The sequence below is a fragment of the [Clostridium] saccharolyticum WM1 genome, assembly GCF_000144625.1.
Lineage (GTDB): Bacteria > Bacillota > Clostridia > Lachnospirales > Lachnospiraceae > Lacrimispora > Lacrimispora saccharolytica.
On record NC_014376.1, the window covers coordinates 353927 to 375296 of the forward strand.

19 protein-coding genes are annotated in these 21370 nt (G+C 47.2%); 13 read left to right on the forward strand and 6 right to left on the reverse strand.

From position 1 onward, the window contains the following. Positions 1-100: 100 nt before the first annotated feature. The 3 genes from CLOSA_RS01745 (at position 101) to CLOSA_RS01755 (ending at position 3998) form a co-directional block, all read left to right on the forward strand. Positions 101-1762 (forward strand): glycosyl hydrolase family 18 protein, encoded by a 1662-nt coding sequence (locus CLOSA_RS01745; protein WP_013271068.1) that lies wholly within the window; start codon positions 101-103, stop codon positions 1760-1762. A 33-nt stretch (positions 1763-1795) separates the two neighbouring features. Next, complete coding sequence (locus CLOSA_RS01750; protein ID WP_013271069.1) at positions 1796-3223, forward strand: metallophosphoesterase; 1428 nt, start codon at positions 1796-1798, stop codon at positions 3221-3223. A gap of 79 nt (positions 3224-3302) precedes the next feature. After that, positions 3303-3998, forward strand: a complete 696-nt coding sequence (locus CLOSA_RS01755; RefSeq protein WP_041708792.1) for an N-acetylmuramoyl-L-alanine amidase — start codon at positions 3303-3305, stop codon at positions 3996-3998. Positions 3999-4174: 176 nt separating this feature from the next. Here CLOSA_RS01755 and CLOSA_RS01760 read toward each other — a convergent pair whose 3' ends face one another. Genes CLOSA_RS01760 through CLOSA_RS01780 form a run of 5 tightly spaced genes read right to left on the reverse strand, consistent with a single transcriptional unit; the run spans position 4175 to position 9132 of the window. Further along, on the reverse strand, positions 4175-5014 hold the full coding sequence (locus CLOSA_RS01760) for a sugar phosphate isomerase/epimerase family protein (protein ID WP_013271071.1): 840 nt from the start codon (positions 5012-5014) through the stop codon (positions 4175-4177). A gap of 25 nt (positions 5015-5039) precedes the next feature. Further along, on the reverse strand, positions 5040-5867 hold the full coding sequence (locus CLOSA_RS01765) for a carbohydrate ABC transporter permease (protein ID WP_013271072.1): 828 nt from the start codon (positions 5865-5867) through the stop codon (positions 5040-5042). Next, positions 5867-6751, reverse strand: coding sequence for a carbohydrate ABC transporter permease (locus CLOSA_RS01770; RefSeq protein WP_013271073.1), 885 nt, complete (start codon positions 6749-6751; stop codon positions 5867-5869). Before CLOSA_RS01770 ends, CLOSA_RS01765 begins: the two co-directional genes overlap by 1 nt. 53 nt (positions 6752-6804) lie before the next feature. Then, positions 6805-8073 carry an ABC transporter substrate-binding protein gene (locus tag CLOSA_RS01775; RefSeq protein ID WP_013271074.1) on the reverse strand — a complete coding sequence of 423 codons (1269 nt, stop codon included), beginning with the start codon at positions 8071-8073 and terminating at the stop codon, positions 6805-6807. A gap of 27 nt (positions 8074-8100) precedes the next feature. Then, positions 8101-9132 (reverse strand): Gfo/Idh/MocA family protein, encoded by a 1032-nt coding sequence (locus CLOSA_RS01780; protein ID WP_013271075.1) that lies wholly within the window; start codon positions 9130-9132, stop codon positions 8101-8103. A gap of 595 nt (positions 9133-9727) precedes the next feature. Here CLOSA_RS01780 and CLOSA_RS01785 point away from each other — a divergent pair. The 3 genes from CLOSA_RS01785 to CLOSA_RS01795 all read left to right on the forward strand — a co-directional run bounded on the left by CLOSA_RS01785 (position 9728) and on the right by CLOSA_RS01795 (position 13539). Next, the gene (locus tag CLOSA_RS01785; protein WP_013271076.1) at positions 9728-10924 is read left to right on the forward strand and encodes an ROK family transcriptional regulator; all 1197 of its coding nucleotides are present in this window, start codon (positions 9728-9730) and stop codon (positions 10922-10924) included. 35 nt (positions 10925-10959) lie between these two features. Continuing rightward, positions 10960-12057, forward strand: a complete 1098-nt coding sequence (locus CLOSA_RS01790; protein WP_013271077.1) for a Gfo/Idh/MocA family protein — start codon at positions 10960-10962, stop codon at positions 12055-12057. 180 nt (positions 12058-12237) lie between these two features. After that, a complete protein-coding gene (locus CLOSA_RS01795; RefSeq protein WP_013271078.1) occupies positions 12238-13539 on the forward strand; it encodes a methyl-accepting chemotaxis protein in 1302 nt (433 codons plus the stop codon). Between the two features lie 129 nt (positions 13540-13668). Here CLOSA_RS01795 and asnA read toward each other — a convergent pair whose 3' ends face one another. Beyond that, positions 13669-14676: an aspartate--ammonia ligase gene (asnA, locus tag CLOSA_RS01800; protein ID WP_013271079.1), complete on the reverse strand. Its 1008-nt coding sequence runs from the start codon at positions 14674-14676 to the stop codon at positions 13669-13671. Positions 14677-14850: 174 nt separating this feature from the next. Between asnA and CLOSA_RS01805 the strand changes: the two genes are divergently transcribed. The 7 genes from CLOSA_RS01805 (at position 14851) to CLOSA_RS01835 (ending at position 21360) form a co-directional block, all read left to right on the forward strand. After that, positions 14851-15912: an L-threonylcarbamoyladenylate synthase gene (locus CLOSA_RS01805; RefSeq protein ID WP_013271080.1), complete on the forward strand. Its 1062-nt coding sequence runs from the start codon at positions 14851-14853 to the stop codon at positions 15910-15912. A 120-nt stretch (positions 15913-16032) separates the two neighbouring features. Continuing rightward, positions 16033-16527, forward strand: a complete 495-nt coding sequence (locus CLOSA_RS01810) for a deoxycytidylate deaminase (RefSeq protein ID WP_013271081.1) — start codon at positions 16033-16035, stop codon at positions 16525-16527. A gap of 1 nt (position 16528) precedes the next feature. Next, positions 16529-18289: a B12-binding domain-containing radical SAM protein gene (locus tag CLOSA_RS01815; protein ID WP_013271082.1), complete on the forward strand. Its 1761-nt coding sequence runs from the start codon at positions 16529-16531 to the stop codon at positions 18287-18289. Further along, a complete protein-coding gene (gene nth / locus CLOSA_RS01820; protein WP_013271083.1) occupies positions 18289-18966 on the forward strand; it encodes an endonuclease III in 678 nt (225 codons plus the stop codon). Before CLOSA_RS01815 ends, nth begins: the two co-directional genes overlap by 1 nt. A 1-nt stretch (position 18967) precedes the next feature. After that, on the forward strand, positions 18968-19675 hold the full coding sequence (locus tag CLOSA_RS01825) for a 3'-5' exonuclease (protein ID WP_013271084.1): 708 nt from the start codon (positions 18968-18970) through the stop codon (positions 19673-19675). Between the two features lie 15 nt (positions 19676-19690). Next, the gene (locus CLOSA_RS23545) at positions 19691-19804 is read left to right on the forward strand and encodes a hypothetical protein (protein WP_013271085.1); all 114 of its coding nucleotides are present in this window, start codon (positions 19691-19693) and stop codon (positions 19802-19804) included. Between the two features lie 59 nt (positions 19805-19863). Beyond that, positions 19864-21360, forward strand: coding sequence for a VanW family protein (locus CLOSA_RS01835; protein WP_013271086.1), 1497 nt, complete (start codon positions 19864-19866; stop codon positions 21358-21360). Positions 21361-21370 lie beyond the last annotated feature (10 nt).

Below are 21370 nucleotides of genomic sequence, written 5' to 3' on the forward strand. Positions count from 1 at the left end.
GCGTATTTGAAGAACGGCGTATGCCGAACATGAACTGCCGATTCATGATATCATTGACGACAGTGATAGCAAAAGAAGACACGATCCAGGAGGAGAGCAGATGAAGAAAAAAGCAGTGCCGGTTCTTGCGGCGCTAGGAATGATATTGATAGTGACTGCGGGATTTTTCGGGGCCCGGTTTCTGGAACGGTATATCCCGTCCAAGGAACAGGCAGATATGACCGAGCTTCTGGGAGTACAGGGAGATGAAGTGGCCCTTTATCTTAATGAGGATCTGCAGGAAGCAAAGGGGCTTTTTCTGGAGGGTCAAACCTACCTCCCCATTCAGTGGGTAAATGATATGCTGAACCAGCGGTTTTACTGGGACAGCAACGAAAAGCTTCTGGTGTATGCCCTGCCGGACTCCATTGTCTATGCGGATCATTCTACTATGGGAAGTTCAGGAAAACCCCTTATATGGGTGAATGAAAACGGGGTCTATCTTTCCATGGGCCTGGTGGCAAACTATACGGATATCCGCATCACAGCCTTTGACAGCGCTGAATACAAGAGGGTCTTCATAAATAATAACTGGGATGCCCAGAAAAAAGCCGTGGTTTCCCAAAAAGGCAACGTCAGGGTCAAAGGCGGAGTAAAAAGCCCTATTGTCACATGGATCTCCCCGGGCAGCCAGCTGACGGTTCTGGAATCCATGGAAAAATGGGACAAGGTCCGGACTCAGGACGGATTTGTGGGCTATGTGGAACGCAAACGGCTGGGAGAGGTTACCAGTGAGGTTCCTGTCAGCACCTTTGTAAAGCCGGTTTATACAAGCATTTCCATGGAAGAACCGGTTATCCTTGCATGGCACCAGATGACAAATCCGGAAGGAAACGCTTCTTTTGACAGCCTGATCGCCAATACAAAAGGGGTCAATGTCATTTCTCCTACCTGGTTTGAACTTACGGACAATGAGGGAAACTTCCGGTCCCTGGCTCAGGAGGACTATGTTAAAAAAGCTCATGACAAGGGACTGAAGGTCTGGGCTCTCATCAATAATTTCAGCCCTGACGTCAATACGGAGATCCTCATGTCAAAGACTTCCACCAGGCGGAAGCTGATCGATGCCCTTATGGCGGAGGTGGAACGGTATAGCCTTGATGGAATCAACCTGGATTTTGAGGGAATCAAGGAAGAGGCCGGAGTCCATTATATCCAGTTCATTCGGGAGCTTTCCATACCCTGCCGCAAAAAGGGGATTGTCCTGTCCGTGGATAATTATGTTCCGGCTCCCGGCAATCAGTTTTATAACAGGAAGGAACAGGGAATCGTGGCGGATTATGTGATTGTCATGGGATACGATGAGCACTATGCTGGCGGGGAGGCCGGTTCCGTAGCTTCTATCAGGTATGTGGAAAACGGAATCAAAGATACCCTGGCCCAGGTGCCAAAGGAAAAAGTGATCAATGGGATTCCTCTTTATACACGGGTTTGGATTCAGGGGGCAGATGGAAAGACCAACTCATCCTCAATGGGCATAGCCCGTGCCAAGGAATGGGTCAGCCAAAATAAGGTTGAATTGTACTGGCAGGATGATTTGGGACAGTATTATGGTGAATTGCAGACAGAGGAAGGCCTTAAGCAGTTGTGGCTGGAGGAGGAGCGCTCCATAGGACTTAAGATGGACTTGATCAGACAGTATGGCCTGGCAGGGGTGGCCTGCTGGAAGCTGGGCTTTGAACCGGCAGATTTGTGGGATAAAATCCGGCTTGATAAAAATTAAAAGATAACAGGGAATAGACAGAAAGGTCAGGTTATGAGAAACAGGATCGTATTGGCAGCATTGCTGGCTGTGGTATGCATGCTGGCAGGTTGTTCTTTTAAGGGAACCGTGCCGGAAAGTACCAGCGCAGAGAGCGCTTCGCCCCAGGAGACAGAAACAACAAATGCGGAACCGCCCACCATAGAGGAAGTTCCCCAGACTTCGGAAAGCCCGGCTCAAGAGCCTGCAGAGGAATCCTTTAAAGACGGCTGCAAGATCCTTGTAGCGACGGATATCCATTATTTGGCCAGGGATCTGACGGATTTTCAGAAGGGCTTTCAGTATAGTATAGACCATGGCGACGGCAAGGTGATGCAGTACATATGGGAAATTACAGATGCCTTTGTGGAAGAAGTAAAGGCGGAGCACCCGGATCTGGTGATCCTAAGCGGTGACCTAACCTATAACGGAGAGAAAGAAAGCCATAAGAACTTTGCTGAAAAACTAGGGGAGATCGAAGATGCCGGAATACCCGTGATTGTTATTCCGGGAAACCATGATATTAATAATCCTCTGGCAGCCCAGTTTGTCGGAGATACCTTTTTAGGGGCGGAAAATATCACTTCGGATGAATTTGAGGAGATTTACCAGGATTTCGGATACAATGAGGCAGTCAGCCGGGATCCTTCTTCCTTAAGCTATGTTTATCAGGTAAATGACTATACCAGGGCCTTAATGCTTGATACCTGTCAGTACGAACCTAAAAATCTGGTGGGGGGAATGATAAAGGATGATACCTATGACTGGATCGAGGATCAGATGGAGGAGGCCTGGAATCTGGGTATGAACGTGATTCCCGTAGGCCACCATAATCTTCTTGAAGAAAGTGAGGTATACTTACAGGACTGCACCATTGAACACGGTGAACAGCTTATTGACCAGTTGGAAAGTTGGGAAGTGCCCTTGTTTTTAAGCGGACACCTTCATGTGCAGCATTATATGAGATCAGGCAGCGATTCCGGGATTTACGAGATTGTCACCAGTTCCCTGTCCACCCCACCCTGTCAGTATGGGGTTTTGTATTATGGTAACGACGGCAACTTCCGGTATCATACGAAATCTCTGGATATGAAGGGTTGGGCAAAAAACACGGGAAGCACTGATAAGAATCTTTTAAGCTTTGATGAATTTGGGAAAAAGTTTTTAAGCAGAGTATTTTATAATCAGGCACAGGATGAATTCAAGAGACTTGATACTTTTAAGGGACTGACCAAATATCAGAAGGAACAGATGGCAAAGGTCTATTCAGAGCTTAACACCGCCTGCTATGCAGGAAAGGTAGTGGATATCCGGGATAAGGCCAAAGCAAAGGCCGGCTACAAGATGTGGGAAGAGGAAGGGTATCCCAGCATTCTGGCCCAATATCTGGAGTGGATCACTTCCGATGGGACAAAGGACTATAATACATTGAGCTCAGAATGACAGGAAAGTCGCAGGGAGCAGTTCTTTTTTATTTCGCAGAAAGATATAATTCATTAAGAAGATGAATCAGGTAGGAAATGTGAAATTAAAGAAATGGGAACCCTTTATGGCACTGATATTGCTGGTGCTGGTATATGTGATATCAACCCAGGCCGGAAAAATGGCGGCAGGAGTCAACGCAAAGCCCGGGAGAAAAAAACCTGTGGTTGTCATCGATGCGGGACATGGAGGAAATGATCCGGGAAAAATCGGCATTGACGGAAGCCTGGAAAAGGATATAAATCTGCAGGTTGCAAAACGGTTGAAGAAATATCTGGAAGCTTCCGATGTGGAAGTGGTCCTGACCAGAGAAGATGACAACGGACTGTATTCAGAGAGAGACAGCAGAAAAAAGATGGCGGATATGAGCAAGCGCTGTGAGATTATCAATGATGTAAGTCCGGCACTCACTGTCAGCATTCACCAGAACAGCTATCATCAGGAGGACGTTTCCGGAGGACAGGTATTTTACTATAAAAGGTCTGATAACGGAAAAAAACTGGCGGAAATCCTGCAAGACCGGTTTGACTATGTGCTGGGTGAAAAAAACACCAGACTGGCAAAGCCCAATGATAATTACTATCTGCTTTTGCATGTAAAGACTCCTATCGTAATTGTGGAATGCGGTTTTTTGACCAATTGGAAGGAATCCGCCCTTTTGAATTCTCCGGATTACCAGGACCGGCTGGCCTGGACGATTCACATGGGAATCATGGAGTATCTAAATGGTAGGTGAAGTGAATAGGAAAACGTATCAATTACATAAAGGAACGCCTTGAATATGGTCTTTTCAGACCAATCAAGGCGTTTTTTGCTGCGGTCAGGGTCAGCGCCGTTTGGGGGCGGCACAGCTTTCCCATTTCTTCCCCAGGGATTTGGCGCAGCAACGGCTGCATTCGGCAATTCGTCTTCTTAGTTTTCGTTTATCAACTGCTCCAAAAGATTTTTGGCCATAAGAATATCCTTCTTTTGTTCCTCGCCGGATATTTCCCGTTCAATGGTGATATCACCGGTATATCCAATATCTTTCAGCTTTGCCACAAAGGCGGGATAATTGACCTTCCCTTTCCCAAGGGGCACCTCCTGGCCCAGCTTATGTCCGTCAGTGGGATAGTTTCCGTCCTTTCCATGAATCCCCATGACATATTCCCCAAATACTTCCAGGGCGTCTATTGGATTCGCCTTTCCATACATTATTAAATTGGCAGGATCTAAATTGATCCCCACATTGCCTTTTCCTGTTTCCTTTTCTATGTCCTGAATGGCTCTTTTTAACGTAACAGGAGTTTCCTGCCCTGTTTCAAAAAGAAAGTTCTGCTGATTCTTTTTACACTGTTTTACCAAAGCTTTCAAGCAGGCCAGGACAGCCGGATAATTGGGATCATAGGGGTTTTCCGGCATGTATCCCACATGGGTCGCTACATCCCGCACCTGGATCATGGCTGCGAAATCAATCCCCTTTTGAAGTGTCTTCATCCGCTCAAAACGGAAGGCTTCCGGTACCAGGCCCAGTGTAAGCTGCCCGTCATAGAAATCCCACACCTTGGGGCCTTCCCAGCCGCACCAGAAAGCTGTAATATCCACGTTGTGGCGGCTTGCGGCAGCATTTACCTGATCTGCCGTGCATTGACTCATCAGGTCCTGATCCCAGCATACCAGCTGGCAGCTTTCCATCCCCATGGACCGCAGCTCCCTAAATCTTTCATCCACATCCGTATCCCGGAAAAGTTCAACCATAACTCCGATTCTCATGGAACAATCCCTCTCTTTCTTTTTATTAACCCTTGACGGCCCCTGCTGTTATACCGCCTACTATGTGCTTTTGCATGATAACAAAGAATACCAGGCTTGGAACCATGGACATGACGATTCCGGGAAGGGCGTGTTCCCAGTCCGCTGTCTGTGCAGAAAACTGCATATAAAGAGCATTTTGAATGTTCATGGCTTTGGCATTGCCTCCGACAATCAGCTGGTTGGTGATGATGTCATTCCATATGGCAAGAGTATCCAGAACCACCACTGTGGTCAGGATGGGCTTTAGCAGGGGAAGAACAATGGCAAAATAGGTCCTTACTTTTGATGCACCGTCAATGCATGCACATTCCTCCAGCTCAATTGGGACATTTTTTACAAAACCGTGGATCATATAAACCGCTAAGGGCATGCAAAGTCCTGTATTAACCAAAATATATCCCGATTTATGCCCGGTCATGCCCACACTGGCCACCAGCCTAGTGAGAGTGATCATGTAGGACTGGAAGGGCACCATCATGGGCATGATAATGAGTATAAAGCATACTGCGGACAGCCGTCCCTTTGTCCTGGCCAGCTGATAGGCGGCCATAGGAGCCAGCAGGGTGATCACCAGCACGGTACATGCCGTATAAAGCAGGGTATTGCTGATGAGCAGGGGAAAACGGAATTTCGTCCATGTTTCCAAGTACATGGTTAAGCTCCAGCTCTTTGGCAGGGACAGAAACCTTTGAAGCATATCGTTGTAAGGCTTAAAGGAATTGATAAAAATCAGAAGCAGGGGCATCAGCCAGAACACGGAACAGACAAACACAATAGCAGAAAGCACGCTTACTTTTTTAACTTTTTTCATTACGCCTCTATCTCCTTACCCTTGGTAACCTTAAGCTGTATCGCTGTGACTATGAGCACGAATACGACAAAAACCAGGGACTTTGCAGTGGCCATGCCATACCGGTTGCTGAAAAATGCTTCCTTATAGATATTGTAGGCCACGGATACAGTGGAATTTGCAGGCCCGCCCTTGGTAAATACCATAATAACATCAAACAGCTTGAAGGAGAATGTCAGGGAGGTAAGCATACAGATGGAAACTGCGGGCATGATCAGTGGAATGGTCACCCTTCTCAGCACCTGGAACCGGTTGGCCCCATCGATTTTTGCAGCCTCGGTCAGTTCTCTTGGCACGGAAATGATACCGGCAATGTAGTTTACCATATAGAATCCAAGATTCTGCCACACAGTCATGAGCACCACTACAAAGAATGCCAGCTTTGCTGTGCCGAGCCAGCTCCAGTGAAAGACCTCCCAGCCGGTGGTCCGGTACAGGGCCTCGAAGCCCGGGCCAAGAATGAATTTCCAGATCAGGCTGATGGCTGTCAGGCTGATGATATATGGGATGTAATAAAATGCCCGCCCCACACTTGAGCTTTTTTTCTCCTCTGCCATGACTAGAGCCACGGTCAGGGACAGGAGATTCACCGCTACCACATAAAATACTGAGAACTTAAGTGTAAATGCGGCGCCTTTCCAAAACAAAGCATCATTTGAGAATATATGTACAAAGTTCTGAAGCCCTACAAACCTCATGTCCCTGCTGATCCCGTTCCATTCAAAGACAGAGTAGTACAGGTTCATCAGAAATGGCACATCAGTGGAAAAAAGCACAAAACCTAACGCCGGAAATACAAACAATGCAAATATTAAGAAATCTTTTGCTTTCCCTTTCTCTATCACTTTCACGCCTCCCAATTTCCCTTTCCTAAAGATACGGCCGTTTCAGCCAGAGATTAGTTTTTCTGGACCGGCCAGCCGTTCTGGAATTCTTCTGTCACCTGCTGCGCGGTCATGTCACCAATCATGTATGCCTGTATGGCAGGGCCTACAATGTCAGAATATCCGTTAGGTGCAATGGTGTGGATCCATCCATTGGTTTTGCCGGCTTCTACGTATGCAGCCGCATCGTTGGCCAGAGCGCCCTTTACTTCCATGGTTGTCTTGGCCCCAGGTACGCCTCCTACCCCGTCGCACATCCATTTCTGTCCTTCGTCTGAAGTAAGGATGTATTCCAGATACTCCTTAGCCAGGTCTAAATGCTTGGAATCCTTGTTCACAATATAGGTCCAGTTACAGGAAGAGAGAAGGGTGGCATCTTCCGGATTATCGCTGACAGGACAGGGGAGGAATGCCAGGCGGGCATTGGGGTTAAAGGAATCCAGAGTGGATTGGCACCAGTCTCCCATGTGGATCATGGCAGCCTGCCCGTTTGCCAGCATATTTTCACTTGTTTCCCAATCCACTTCCAGAGGTTTGTCAGGACCGTATTTTACAGCCAGATCCAGGAAGCGGAAGAGGTTCTGGAAATTCTTCATATCGGCAAATTTTAAATCACCGCTGTTTAATTTGTCCACAACTCCCTTGGCATCCAGAGACTTATCCATCATGAAATGGGTGGAAAGGTGATGAAGGACCCAAGTTTCCTTTCCTGCAAGGGCAAATGCCGTGATTCCGGCCGCCGACAGCTTCTCGCAGGCTGCTTCAAGCTCATCCATGGTATCTGGCAGCTCCGTGATGCCGGCTTTTTCAAACAGATCCTTATTATAAATCAGACCTAAATTTTCATAGGTCCATGGCAGGGACATAATGTTTCCGGCCCCGTCCTTTCCGGTTTCCAGGGCGGCATCTTTGAATTTTCCCAATACCTCTTTGTCCTCTGACCAGTTATAGGCATATTCGTAATATTTCTGGGCTGCCGTGCCTGACTCCACATCGAATACATCAGGGATGTCTCCTGAATTAACGCGGGACTGAAGCAAAGTGCTGCTGTCATTGGCTGCATGCTGTACTTCGATTTTCACACCTGGGTGGGCTTCTTCAAATTTCCTGGCCATTTCCCCATATTCTTCCAGGCCGTAGGCGTGGGCGTCAAATACCTTTAAGGTGATTTCCTCTGCTGTTTTTGCCGGATTCTTGGAAACACTTCCGCTGCATGCCGTCAGGCCTGGGACCGTTAATGCGGTTGCCGTCAGGATTGCCAGTGCTCTTGCTTTTTTCATCATAATTTTCCTCCTAAAATATGAAATTTTTTAAAGATACCTTTTATTTACATACTCCTTAGCCAGCTTCCACTCTTTTATGGCCTGACTCACTGACTGGATGCCTTCTTCAAGCGGAGCGATTTCCACAGGCTTCCCTTCCTGGAGACACTGGATAAAATATTTTATTTCCGTATAATAGGGCCCAAGATTGGAGATGTTGATCCCTGCCGAATCATCGTTCACGTCATACTCCCGGTGAAGCTTGGGATGCTGGATCCTGCCGTCATTTCCATAGACGGTCAGGGAAGGTTTTTCCCTTCCCTTAAATACAACGCTGGCTTCTTCAAAGCATGCGTGGAAGCTGGCTTCAAAAGGAAGTGCGGAGCTTACATCCCATATGCCTTCCGTTATGGCAAAGATCTTGCCAAATTCGTAAGCAGTGAAGATCTGGTTGATCATGCCGCTGGAAAAGGCTGTTGCCCTTACATCAAAGGAATCCGGCTCTCCAAGCATATATCTGAGGAAATCCAGGTCATGGACATGGAGGTCTAAAACCACGGAACCGCTTTTTCCTTCCTGGTGGAACCAGTCCTCATATCCCCAGGCGGCGTCTCCGCTGACTCTTTGCATTGTGATGGATTTTAGTTCCCCAAACCTGCCGGTTTCGCAGCACTCTTTCAGATAGCGGTATTCGTCAAAAGATCGTACCACCTGCCCTACCATAACCTGGACTTTGTTTTTTTTCTTTGCTTGTATAAGCTTTTGGGCTTCTTCCTCTGTGAGACATACAGGTTTTTCCACAAACACATGGATCCCTTTGTCCATGGCAGCCAGCGCGTGTTCTGTATGGAGATAGCTGGGAAGGCAGATATGTACGCTGTCTAAGGTTTCCGACTCCAAAAGTTCCATGCCGGTTTGATACAGTCTTGCTTTTGGCCATTGAAGGGCCGCTTTTTCAAGGTATTCGGTCCTGCAGTCTGCCAGAGCCGTTACTTCTACATTCATTTTTTCTGACAGTGCTTTTAACGACAGGTTATGAGTCGTGCCCATTCCTCCGCATCCGATCAGTCCTACTTTCATTTCTTTAACCTCTTTCCTTAGTTTGTACAGTGACCTTACTAATAGATTGAAAAATTAAAAGCCTTTGAAATTAAAATGCAAAATATCGGCTTTTGTTTTGTATAAAACGGATTTGATTCTTGGCTTTACAATAGCATTAAGTAACATATATGTCAATATATTTTTTGAATACCGTTATTTTTAATGGATAATATGTGAATTATAACGATATATAGTTATAAAAATTATATAATATACATAAAATTAAAATATTAATCATTTGCGTTTACAATTATATCATCTAATTTTGTTTATTTACTTAGAATTATATCATTTGAAAATATCATTTACCGGTAATGTTTATGGGATTTTTTAATAATGCTGTTTTTTCTGGATTTTTTTCAGGATTATTGCAACTGATCCTGGTTTGTGATAACATATATTTAATAATGTGACTTTACAAATGAAGTATAAGGGGGTGTGCTTGAGGCGATTCGTCATCATGAGATCATGAAAAGAGCAAGGGAAAACATCTGTGTTCATCCGTTTGGAGATGGCAAGGAAGATGCAGTTGAACCGGTATTTTATTAAAACAAGCAAAGGACAGAAGGATATTATGAAACTTGTTAACCAACAGTTAATTAAAGATACAAATCTGAAGCAGTTATATAATTCCATATACCGGAATCCAGGGATCTCAAGAGCGCAGCTTTCCAAGGATTCCCGGCTAAGCAAAACCGCAGTTTCTTCCCTGGTGGATGAATTGATTGCGCGCAAATTTGTATACGATTCCGGCGCCAGCGGAAGTACCAATGTGGGGCGCAAGCCCAACAGCCTGCTGCTGCGGGCGGAACAGTATTATGTAGCCGTATTCTGTCTGGAGGAGAAGGGGCTGAACGCTGCCCTGGTGGACATCACAGGTTCTGCTTCCTTTAATCAGCAAATGGAAGTGCCTTCCCCTGATGATTACATCCCCTTATGCCAGGAATACATTCATCAGATTGTGCTGCAGCAGATTCAAAAGGAGCAGTTTCTGGGCATCTGTGTGGTTGTTCCGGCTATGATCGACCCGGACCGTCGGGAGATATTTGCCACGACCCTGAACCTTCCGGAAAAAGATTTTGTAGGAGAGCTTCAGCATGCTTTCAATGGTTTTCCGGTAGCTCTTTTAAATGATACGGCCTGCTTTGCCTATGCGGAAAAGGTTTACACTCAGATCATGGAAAAGGATTTTGCCTTTATCAACTTCGGGAAAGGGATCGGCGCCACTCTTTTTATCCGCAATGAGATGCTGGGACGTGCCAGTGCTTCCTATACCCAGTTCGGCCATTATTCCATTGACCCTGAGGGAGAGCTTTGCTCCTGCGGGAACCGTGGATGTCTGGAGCTGATGATCGGGGAAGCTTCCTTAAAAGGGCGTATTGCCAGGGCAGGTGGAAGCCCTGCGTTCAGAAAATCGCCGGCCGTTACTTATGGGAATCTGGGTCAGGCCAGTGTCTATGGGGATGTGGTATCCTGTAAGGTGGTACGGGATATTGCCGATGAATTTTCCATCGCCTTGTGCAATTTAATTTGCATGGTCCACCCAAAGCTGATCATTATCGGAGGCAAGGGAAAAGACCTTGGGCCTTTATTTCTTCAGGAGATCCAGGAATGTCTGCGCACCATGGGATTCCGTCGCATGGTAAGCTCTGTCAGCATCCGGTACAGCCTTTTAGATTCCAGTGCCTTATATAATGGCGCAATGAAATATTTTTTTGATATTCATTACAAGTTTACTCAGGATATGGCCGGAAGCTTTTTTATCGGCTGATCCATATTGTTTTCTTATGAAACGGAGGTATGCCAATGGAAAAGTTAAGAGCAGCAATTATGGGCTGCGGAAGGATCTCTGCCTGCTATGAAGACGCCTTTCGCAGGCTTTCGGATTATGTGGAATTAGTGTGTGCCATCGACATTGACCTGGACAAAGCAAAAGCCTTTGGGGAAACATTTCACTGCCATTACTGTACGGATCTGGAAACTGCACTGCAATACCGGATTGATGTGATCCATCTGTGTCTTCCCCACTATCTTCACCCCGTCATTGCCATAAAAGCCATGAAGGCAGGGGTTCATGTACTGACGGAAAAGCCTATTGCCATTTCTCTGCAGGATGCTGACCGGATGATGGAGGTGCAGAAGCTGACAGGAAAAAAGCTGGGGGTCATTTTCCAGACCAGATATACAAAGAGTGTGGAAAAATTAAAGCAGCTGATTGGAGAGGGATATTTTGGAAAGATATTATCTGTCCGTTCTTATCTTACCTGGGACCGGCCCGGCTCTTATTATGCGGGGAGCGGCTGGAAGGGAACCTGGGATAAAGAGGGCGGAGGTGTCCTGATTGACCAGGCCATTCACAGCATGGACCGGGTCCGGTATATGCTGGGCAGTGACATTGACTGGATCGAAGGAAGCGTACACAACCATTGCCATGAAATGGTGGATGTGGAGGATACCGCGGAGGCTGCCATACGGTTTCAAGACGGCTGTATGTACCATCTTTACGCCTGCAATTCCTATGCATCCGATGCGCCTATAACCATAGAATTCCAGGGGGAGAAAGGACGCTGCGGCCTCATACAGGATATGGGGTTTTACGAAGCGGATGGATGCTATACGGAAATCAGAAATACGTATGAATCCACGAACGTTGGACCGGATTACTGGGGCAGCAGCCATCATCTCCAGATCAGGGATTTTTATGAATCAATTCTCCATGACAGGCCTGTGATGATAGACGGACTGGAGGGCAGAAAGACATTGGAAATGGTGAAAGGAATCTATTTGTCCTCTTTGGAAAAACGGCGTATTTATTTGCCGTTTGAGGATGTGTATTATAAAGATCTGAATACTCAAATGGAACGGGACACAGAAAGCGTTTCCGGCTTGTATTTACGTCAATGATGCCGGCAGTTGGAGAAGGAATACTTCTCCAACTGTTTTTTGCTGTGCCCTTTTTTTCATGGATTGTAGGTGTGCAGAAGGTTTTCTTTCTATTAAGTGGATAAAATTCCCTATTTGCTAAAATAATCACAAAAACGGTCGATATACATATATAAAAACAAATTGAGGGGTGCAGTTACTATGAAAAAACAGGAAAAGCAGAATTCCATTGCCCTAAATCAAAGAATGGCAATGGGATTCGGGGTTGTGAACATTTTAACAGTTTTAATTTCTTTGATAAGCCTTTTTACTATTTACGGATTATATTCCGCAGGCAGTGCATCAGCAAGACTTTTTGCGCTTTATACGGCCGCAATACTGCTGTTGACTGCCGTATCCGCTGTTGCAAGCTTCATCATATGCAGGGCCTTAAACCGAAGCATTGTGCGTCCTCTTAAAATTCTCAACAATATTGCGCAGCAGCTGTCGGTGGGAGATGCAAGCGCAAACGTCCGGGTGCTCACAAAGGATGAGGTGGGAGAAGTGATGAAATCCTTCAAGGCGATGGTGGAAAATACAAGGGGCCAGGCACAGACAGCAGAAGCAATAGCAGGGGGGGATTTAACCGTCCCTGTAAAAATAAGTTCGGATAAGGATGTTCTGGGCATTGCCTTAAGCAGCATCGTAGAGAAGAACAACCACATTCTGTCTCAGATATGTGACACGTCGGGGCAGGTTTTAAACGGAGCCGGACAGATATCGGAAGCAAGTATACGCCTTTCAGAAGGGGCGAGCCGTCAGGCAGGCTCCCTTCAGGAACTGGCAGCGGCCGTTACGGAGGTAAAAAACCAGATCACCTTAAGTGCAGATCATGCGGAACTGGCAAGGGCGTGTGCAAATGATGTGAGGCATGGAGCCGAGGAGGGCAACAGGCACATGGAGGAAATGCTCAAAGCCATGGATGAAATCAACTTATCCTCATCAAATATCTCAAAGGTTATAAAGGCCATCGAAGACATTGCTTTTCAGACAAATTTACTGTCATTAAATGCCTCGGTAGAGGCTGCAAGAGCCGGTCAGTACGGAAAGGGCTTTGCGGTTGTGGCGGATGAGGTGCGAAGCCTGGCGGCCCGGTCCGCAGAGGCAGCAAAGGAAACTGCAGATATGATTGAAAGCTCTATACAGAGAGCTGAACATGGAATGAAGATCGCACAGACTACCGCAGATGCTTTTAATAAAATAGTTGGGGGAATCGAGAAGGTTGCCGGTTTGGCGGAAAAAATTGCCGGCGCATCGTCAGAGCAGGCTTCCGGTATAGCCAGAATAAATGACGAAATCAGTCAGGTATCTACCGTGGTGCAGGCAAATTCGGCAGCGTCCGAGGAAAGTACCGCTGCAACGGCCCAGCTGTACAAGCAGGCGGAAACACTGAAGGAAATGGTACAGACCTTCAAGCTGAAAAAGCCCTGCGAAAGAGATGAAGCTTTTAGAATAACCCACTAGGAATTCTAAAAGCACAGTGCCTTTCCAGATTTACAGTATAAAACAGGGGTGCTGCAAGATAGCCATAGATTGCTATTTTGCAGCACCCCTTTTTATTTAACCGATATCGCCGGGAAAGGGTCACTCAGCCTACAAAAGGATGATGTTATGCTTTCTGCATTCCTCCCGCATTTCCTTTGGCCAGATACTGGCCTGAACTTCTCCCACATGGGCTCTGTCCAGCAGAAGCATGCAGAGACGGGACTGCCCGATGCCGCCTCCGATGGTGCAGGGCAGCTCTCCGTTTAAAAGCATCCTGTGGTAAGGAAGATTTTTCCGGTCTTCACAGCCTGCTTTCTCCAACTGCTTTGCCAGGGATTCCTCATCGACTCTAATTCCCATGCTGGAAATTTCCAGGGCGCAGTTTAAATTCTCAAACCAGAACAGGATATCCCCGTTTAACTGCCAGTCATCGTAGTCCGGAGCTCTTCCGTCATGAGGCATTCCGCTGCCCAGCTTGTCCCCGATCTTCATGAGGAAGACACAGCCGTGTTCCTTTGTGATCAGATTTTCCCGTTCCTTTGGCGTTTTGTCAGGGTAACGGTCCTCCAGCTCCTGGGAAGTGATAAATGTAATGTCTTTTGGAAGGTGCTTTACAGCCTGGGGATATTTGTACCAGACCTCATGCTGCATGTGCTTGATGATCTTAAAGATGGTGCGGACGGTATCTTTTAAAGTCTCTTCCTTCCGCTCCTCCCTGGTAATGACCTTTTCCCAGTCCCACTGGTCCACATAGCAGGAGTGAAGGTTGTCCAGGTCCTCATCTCTCCGGATGGCATTCATATTGGTATAAAGGCCTTCTCCCGGCAGAAAACCGTATTCATGAAGCGCCATACGCTTCCACTTGGCCAGAGAATGGACGACTTCAATGGTTTCTCCGGGAATTCCGGCAATGTCAAACTGCACCGGACGCTCCACACCGTTTAAATCATCATTTAAACCGCTGCTGTGCTCCACAAATAAGGGGGCTGAGATCCGTTCCAGATTCATTTCCTTTCCAAGCTCTTTTTGAAACGTATCCCTGATGTATTTAATGGCTTCCTGGGTCTCCCGGACGGAAAGCCTGGGGTCATAGTTTTCCGGTATGATGAGTTCCATGTGGTATTCCTCCCAAATAAAATGTTTTTATTATGGTATCACTAATATGAAAAACGTGCAACCATTGTTTTCTTTCAAATGCGCAGGAACCCGTTTGCCTGCCTGCAAAAAAGTTGCATGGAGACTGGGGCTGTGATATGATAAATGGAAGTTAAAAGAAAAGAGCAGAGTGATATGAAAACGGAACGAATTATTATAGAAGATACTGAAAATCCGGAGGCAGAGCTGTTAATAAAGCCTGCGGATATTATAAGAAAGGGAGGCCTGGTGGCGTTTCCAACAGAAACCGTATACGGGCTGGGGGGCAATGCATTAAATGAAGAGGCAGCAGGAAAAATATATGCGGCAAAGGGAAGGCCCTCGGACAACCCCTTAATCGCCCATATCGGAGATTTTGACGATCTGCCTCCTCTGGTTTCAGCAATTCCTGAAGCAGGAAAAAAGCTGATGAAAGCATTCTGGCCAGGGCCTTTGACCCTGATCTTCCCCAAAAGCGGCCTGGTACCCTATGGAACTACGGGAGGGCTTGATACGGTGGCGGTACGCATGCCTGTGGATCCGGTGGCAAGGGCCCTCATTCGCCTGGCAGGTGTACCGGTGGCTGCACCCAGTGCCAATACCTCCGGGCGTCCCAGCCCTACGACGGCAGACCATGTGTGGCAGGACATGAACGGAAAGATTGATATGATTGTTGACGGCGGGGCAGTTGGGATCGGTGTGGAATCCACCATCATTGATGTATCAGGTGACGGGCCAGTAATCTTAAGACCCGGAGCCATTACTCAGGAAATGGCTTCTGCTGTTCTTGGAATAGAGGTACCTCTTGACCCTGCCATTGTATCCGGGCCATTGAAGGCGGATGTAAGGCCAAAAGCCCCAGGTATGAAATATAAGCATTATGCACCCAAGGCGGAGCTGACCCTGGTGGAGGGGGATGCAGAAGCTGTTATAGAGACCATAAACCGGCTGGCAGAAGAAAAGCTTACCCAGGGGTTACGGGTGGGGATCATCTGTACGGAGGAAACAAAGGAAGCGTATCATGCGGGAGTGGTGAGAAGCATGGGGATCCGTACCAGGGAGGAGACCATAGCCCACAACCTATATGGGGTGCTGCGGGAATTTGATGATCTGGAAGCGGATGTTATATTTTCTGAAAGCTTTTCCAGAAATCACCTTGGACAGGCCATTATGAACCGCCTTACCAAGGCAGCCGGATATCATGTGATAAAAGTATAAGAACGAAAGTGTAAAGACCCGGGGGGATCCTGCTATGCCCCAAAAGCATGGGGAGGAAGGCGGAAACACCCTGGGGCATACGATAAGCCCCAAAAGCATGGGCAAGAAGGAGGGAAACAAATGGCGGGAAAAAGAGAAGATTATATTACATGGGATGAATATTTTATGGGAGTGGCGGCCCTTTCTTCCAAACGCTCCAAGGATCCCAGCACTCAGGTGGGAGCCTGTATCGTGAGCCAGGACAACAAAATTTTATCCATGGGCTACAACGGTTTTCCCATGGGCTGTTCAGACGATGAATTTCCCTGGGACAGGGAAAATGAGCAGGAAGATCCTTATAATGCCAAATATTTCTATTCCACTCACAGCGAATTAAATGCTATCCTGAATTACAGGGGAGGAAGCCTGGAAGGCAGCAAGCTTTATGTGACCCTGTTCCCTTGCAATGAGTGCGCCAAGGCCATCATACAGGCTGGAATAAAGACCATTGTATACGGCTCGGATAAGTACGAGGGCACGCCTGCCGTCAATGCATCCAAGCGTATGCTCAATGCAGCCGGGGTAAGGTATTACCAGTATCAGCCTACCGGGAGAAAGATAGAGATTGAGGTTTGACATGAAATTTTTACTGGTGGCGCTTAACGCCAAATACATCCATTCCAATCCTGCCGTTTACAGCTTAAAGGCTTATGCTGAAGCCCATGTAAAAGAGCCGGAACTGAAGGATGGAAGGTTCCGGATCGAAACCCAGGAATATACCATTAACAATCAGCCCGATGAGATCTTAAAGGATATTTACTTAAGAAAGCCGGATGCCGTGGGATTTTCCTGTTACATCTGGAATATTTCTTATGTCTTGGAGCTGGTCCGGGACCTTCCGAAGATTCTCCCTCATGTGGAGATCTGGCTGGGAGGTCCCGAGGTGTCTTATGACGCATCCCGGATCCTTTGCCGGGAACCGCAGGTTTATGGGATTATGATGGGAGAAGGGGAAGAAACCTTTTCAAAGGTTGTACGCTGTTATTTAAAGCGGGGCAGAGAAAACCAAGAAAGCAGAAGCTCTTCTTTTGAAGCCGTTGAAGGTACGGCTGTAAGAAGCGAGGATGGAAATGTAGTGGAGATAGCCCCAAAGACGACAGTTGACATGAGCTCCATCCCATTCCTGTATCAGGACTTAAAAGAGTTTGAGAACCGCATTATATATTACGAAAGCAGCCGAGGATGTCCCTTTTCCTGCAGCTACTGCCTTTCTTCCCTGGATAAGTCCGTTCGGCTGCGGGATACAGCGCTGGTGTTAAAGGAGCTGGACGTTTTTCTTAACAACCGGGTCCCCCAGGTGAAATTTGTGGACAGGACCTTTAACTGCAACAGAAAACATACTATGGCGATCTGGCGGCACATCATCGAACATGACAATGGAGTCACCAATTTTCATTTTGAGATTTCCGCTGATCTTCTAAATGAGGAGGAGCTGGAGATCATGTCCCGCATGAGGAAGGGACTCATCCAGCTGGAGATCGGGGTCCAGAGTACCAACCCGGATACCATCAGGGAGATCCGCAGAACTATGGATTTAAATCGCTTAAAAGAAACCGTTGGAAGGATCAACCGCTTTGGAAATATCCATCAGCACCTGGACCTGATTGCAGGACTTCCCTGGGAGGATTACCAAAGCTTCCGGAATTCCTTTAATGAAGTTTACGAGATGAAGCCGGAGCAGCTTCAACTTGGTTTTTTAAAGGTATTAAAAGGCTCCTTCCTGTCAGAAAAGGCTGAGGAATACGGACTTAAGTTTAAGCGGAAGCCGCCCTACGAGGTGCTGTCCACCAGGTGGCTGGATTATGGCGGGATCCTGAAGCTGAAGGGGTTGGAGGAAATGCTGGAGGTATACGGAAACAGCGGACAGTTCCGGACCACCTTACAAGAACTTTATAAAGAGTTTGAAACACCTTTTGATATGTTTGAGGCATTGGCTGAATATTATGATAAACAGGAGCTGTCAGGCATCAGCCACAGCCGGATGGCACGGTATGAGATTCTGGAAAGATTCATCCTCAGTCAGGTACCGGATAAACGTTCCCTGTACCGGGATCTTCTGGTATATGATCTTTACCTGAGGGAAAATTTAAAGAGCCGGCCTCCTTTTGCCGCGGACCAGGAACCTTTTAAGGACCAGGTGCGGGCATTTTTTGAGGGAGAAGCAGCTTCCTTTGGGTATTTAAAGGAAGGGTATGAAGGTTATGAGGCCAGACAGCTTATAAAGATGGCCCATGTGGAGGTGTTCCGGGATGGAAGGGCAGTACTTTTTGATTATAAAAAGAGGGATGCCCTGTCCCATAATGCAGCGGCTTATGAGATTGGCATTTGGAGGAAGTAATGGCAAAGAAAGAGACAAAAGCAGAGCGGCAGGCTCGTGTAATAAAAGTGCTTGAGGCCCTTGACCGGGAGTATGGAAGGTCCTATGTATGCTATTTAAACCATGAAAATCCATGGCAGCTATTGATAGCGGTCATTTTAAGCGCCCAGTGCACCGATGCCAGAGTGAACATGGTAACACCGGATTTGTTCCGGAAGTATGATTCCCCAAAGAAATTTGCCCAGGCAGATTTAAAGGAATTGGAAAAGGATATCCATTCTCTAGGTTTTTATCATATGAAAGCAAAAAACATCATATCCTGCTGTCAGGATCTGGTGGAAAAATACGGAGGTGAGGTTCCTCGGACAATGGAAGAGCTGACCTCCCTTGCAGGAGTAGGGCGAAAAACAGCAAACGTAATCCGGGGTAATATCTACAACGAACCCAGCATAGTGGTGGATACCCATGTAAAGCGGATTTCCAGAAAGCTTGGCTTTGCAAGGGAAGAGGATCCTGAGAAAATCGAGTTTGAGCTGATGAAGGTACTTCCAAAGGATCATTGGATCTTATGGAATATCCAGATTATCACTCTCGGCAGATCCATTTGTGTTGCGAGAAACCCCAAGTGCTGCCAGTGTTTTCTGCAAACCCTCTGTCCCAGTGCTCAGGCGCAGTTAAGTAAGAAGAAGGAGGCTTAATTTGGAATCATCCTATATTGCCGTTGATTTAGAAACTACCGGCCTTGACCCCAAGCTGGATAAAATCATTGAAATCGGTGCAGTGAAGGTTGTGAAAGGGCAGATGACAGAGCACTTTCAAACCTTTATCAACCCCTTCAGGAAGCTGGAATCCCGGGTGATCATTCTTACGGGCATCAGCGACCGTCAGCTGGAAGCTTCTCCGGGGATCGGAGAGGTGATCGGGGAATTCCTGGAATTTGCAGAGGGACTGCCGGTTCTGGGACATCATGTGATTTTTGATTACAGCTTTTTAAAGCGTGCAGCAATCAATGAAGGTTATAGTTTTGAGAGACGGGGGATAGATACCCTTAAGCTGGCCAGAAGGTTCATGCCTCCCGAAGAGAAGAAAAATTTAGGGGCAGCGTGCGGATATTTCGGGATTGAACAAACCATGAGCCACCGGGCGCTTGCAGATGCAAGTGCGGCCCACGGACTGTATCAGGAAATGGCAAAACGGTACGGAAAAGAAGCGCCGGAGATTTTTGATTCCCAGGCTTTGATCTATAAGGCAAAAAAGGAACAGCCGGCCTCAAAAAGGCAAAAAGAACACTTGCAGGATTTATTAAAATATCATAAAATAGTTTTATCTGTGCAAACGGAACATATGTCCAGAAATGAAATATCAAGAATCACGGATAAAATTATAGCACAGTATGGAAGAATATAAGCGAGGTGATACGTTATGATTAATTTTAACAATAAAAACAACAGAAAATTTTTATCAGTAGTCTTGATCCTGGTAGTCATTTTACTGATTGCCGCCATGGTGCTTCCTATGATGCTTCAGTTTATGTAAACGGTCAGGGATGTGTATTGGCAGCATACAGGCACAGCAGCAGAGCATGAGGAATGAATATGAAAAAGAAAACTTTATCCATGAGCCTGGCGGCGGTTATCATAGCTGCGGGAATTGGATTTCTCTCTCCCACCTATGTCATGGCTGATACCCTTCCGGATGGGATCTATGTGGGAGAATATAATCTGGGAGGTATGACGGAAGAAGAAGCCAGCCAAAAGATCCAGAGCCTGGTTAATGAAATGGAGAATCAGAAGGTAACGTTAATCGTTGATGGACAGCCGGTGGAAACCGTGGCAAAAGAGCTGGGCTTTCACTGGAGCAACCCTGAGGCTGTGGCCCAGGCCGCATCTTCCTGGCAGGGAGGCAACTTAATCAAACGATATTTAAATAAAAAGGATATTGAGAAGAACCATGTGATCATTCCTTTGGAAACGGCTCTTGACGATGGGAAAGTGGCCGCCTTTGTTGCTGAGAAATGCTCACAGGCGATGGTGGAGCCTAAGAACGCCACCATTGTACGCGACAAAGGGGCATTTATCGTGACTCCCTCTTCCATTGGAAAGAACGTGGATGTGGCTGCCACCAAGCAAGCCCTTGACGCAGCTCTTGCCAACGGGCTCAAGGAGCCGGTAACGGCCACTGCAGTGGTATCAGAGGTGAAGCCCGGGATCACCACGGAAGATTTATCTACGATAAATGATGTGCTTGGAACCTTTTCCACCAGCTTTTCTTCCAGCGGCGCTTCCAGATCTAAAAATCTGCAAGTAGGTGCAAGCAAGATCAACGGCCGTGTGCTCATGCCTGGAGAAATCCTGTCCGGTTATGAATGCATGCATCCCTTTACTCTGGCCAATGGATATGCTACAGCGTCCGCTTATGAGAACGGCCAGGTGGTGGACAGTGTAGGCGGAGGCGTATGCCAGATCGCTACCACCCTTTATAATGCCGTACTTCGGGCAGAGCTTGCAGTCGACCAGAGACAGAACCATTCCATGGTGGTAGGCTACGTAAAGCCTTCGGAGGATGCGGCCATTGCAGGTACGTACAAGGACATAAAATTTTCCAACAATTACAGCACTCCCATTTATATTGAGGGCTATACTTCCGGGAAAACCCTTACTTTTACCATTTACGGAAAGGAAACCAGGCCTGCAAACAGGACCTTTGAGTTTGTTTCCGAGACCTTAAGCGTAACGGATCCCGGTGCTCCCAAGGAAGTGGTGGATCCTGCCATGCCTCCGGGAAGCAGAAAGCAGGTACAGTCCGCACACAGGGGAATGAAGTCCAGACTGTGGAAGGTGATATATGTGGATGGCGTGGAGCAGAGCAGAGAGATCCTCCATACGGATACTTATAACCCTTCAAAGGCCATCATAAAAGTCGGCCCTGCAGCTCCTGCGGTAGCCGTCCCGGCCGAGACTCCCGGAGTTCCCATAGAAACATCACCGGCGGCACCTCCGCCTGAAACAACTCCGGCAGTGACGGCGGATCCAGGGCCGGGAGCGGTTGAAATGCCTGGAGAGATCCCGCCTGAGGCAGGGCCGGGAGTATAGGCAGGTAAGC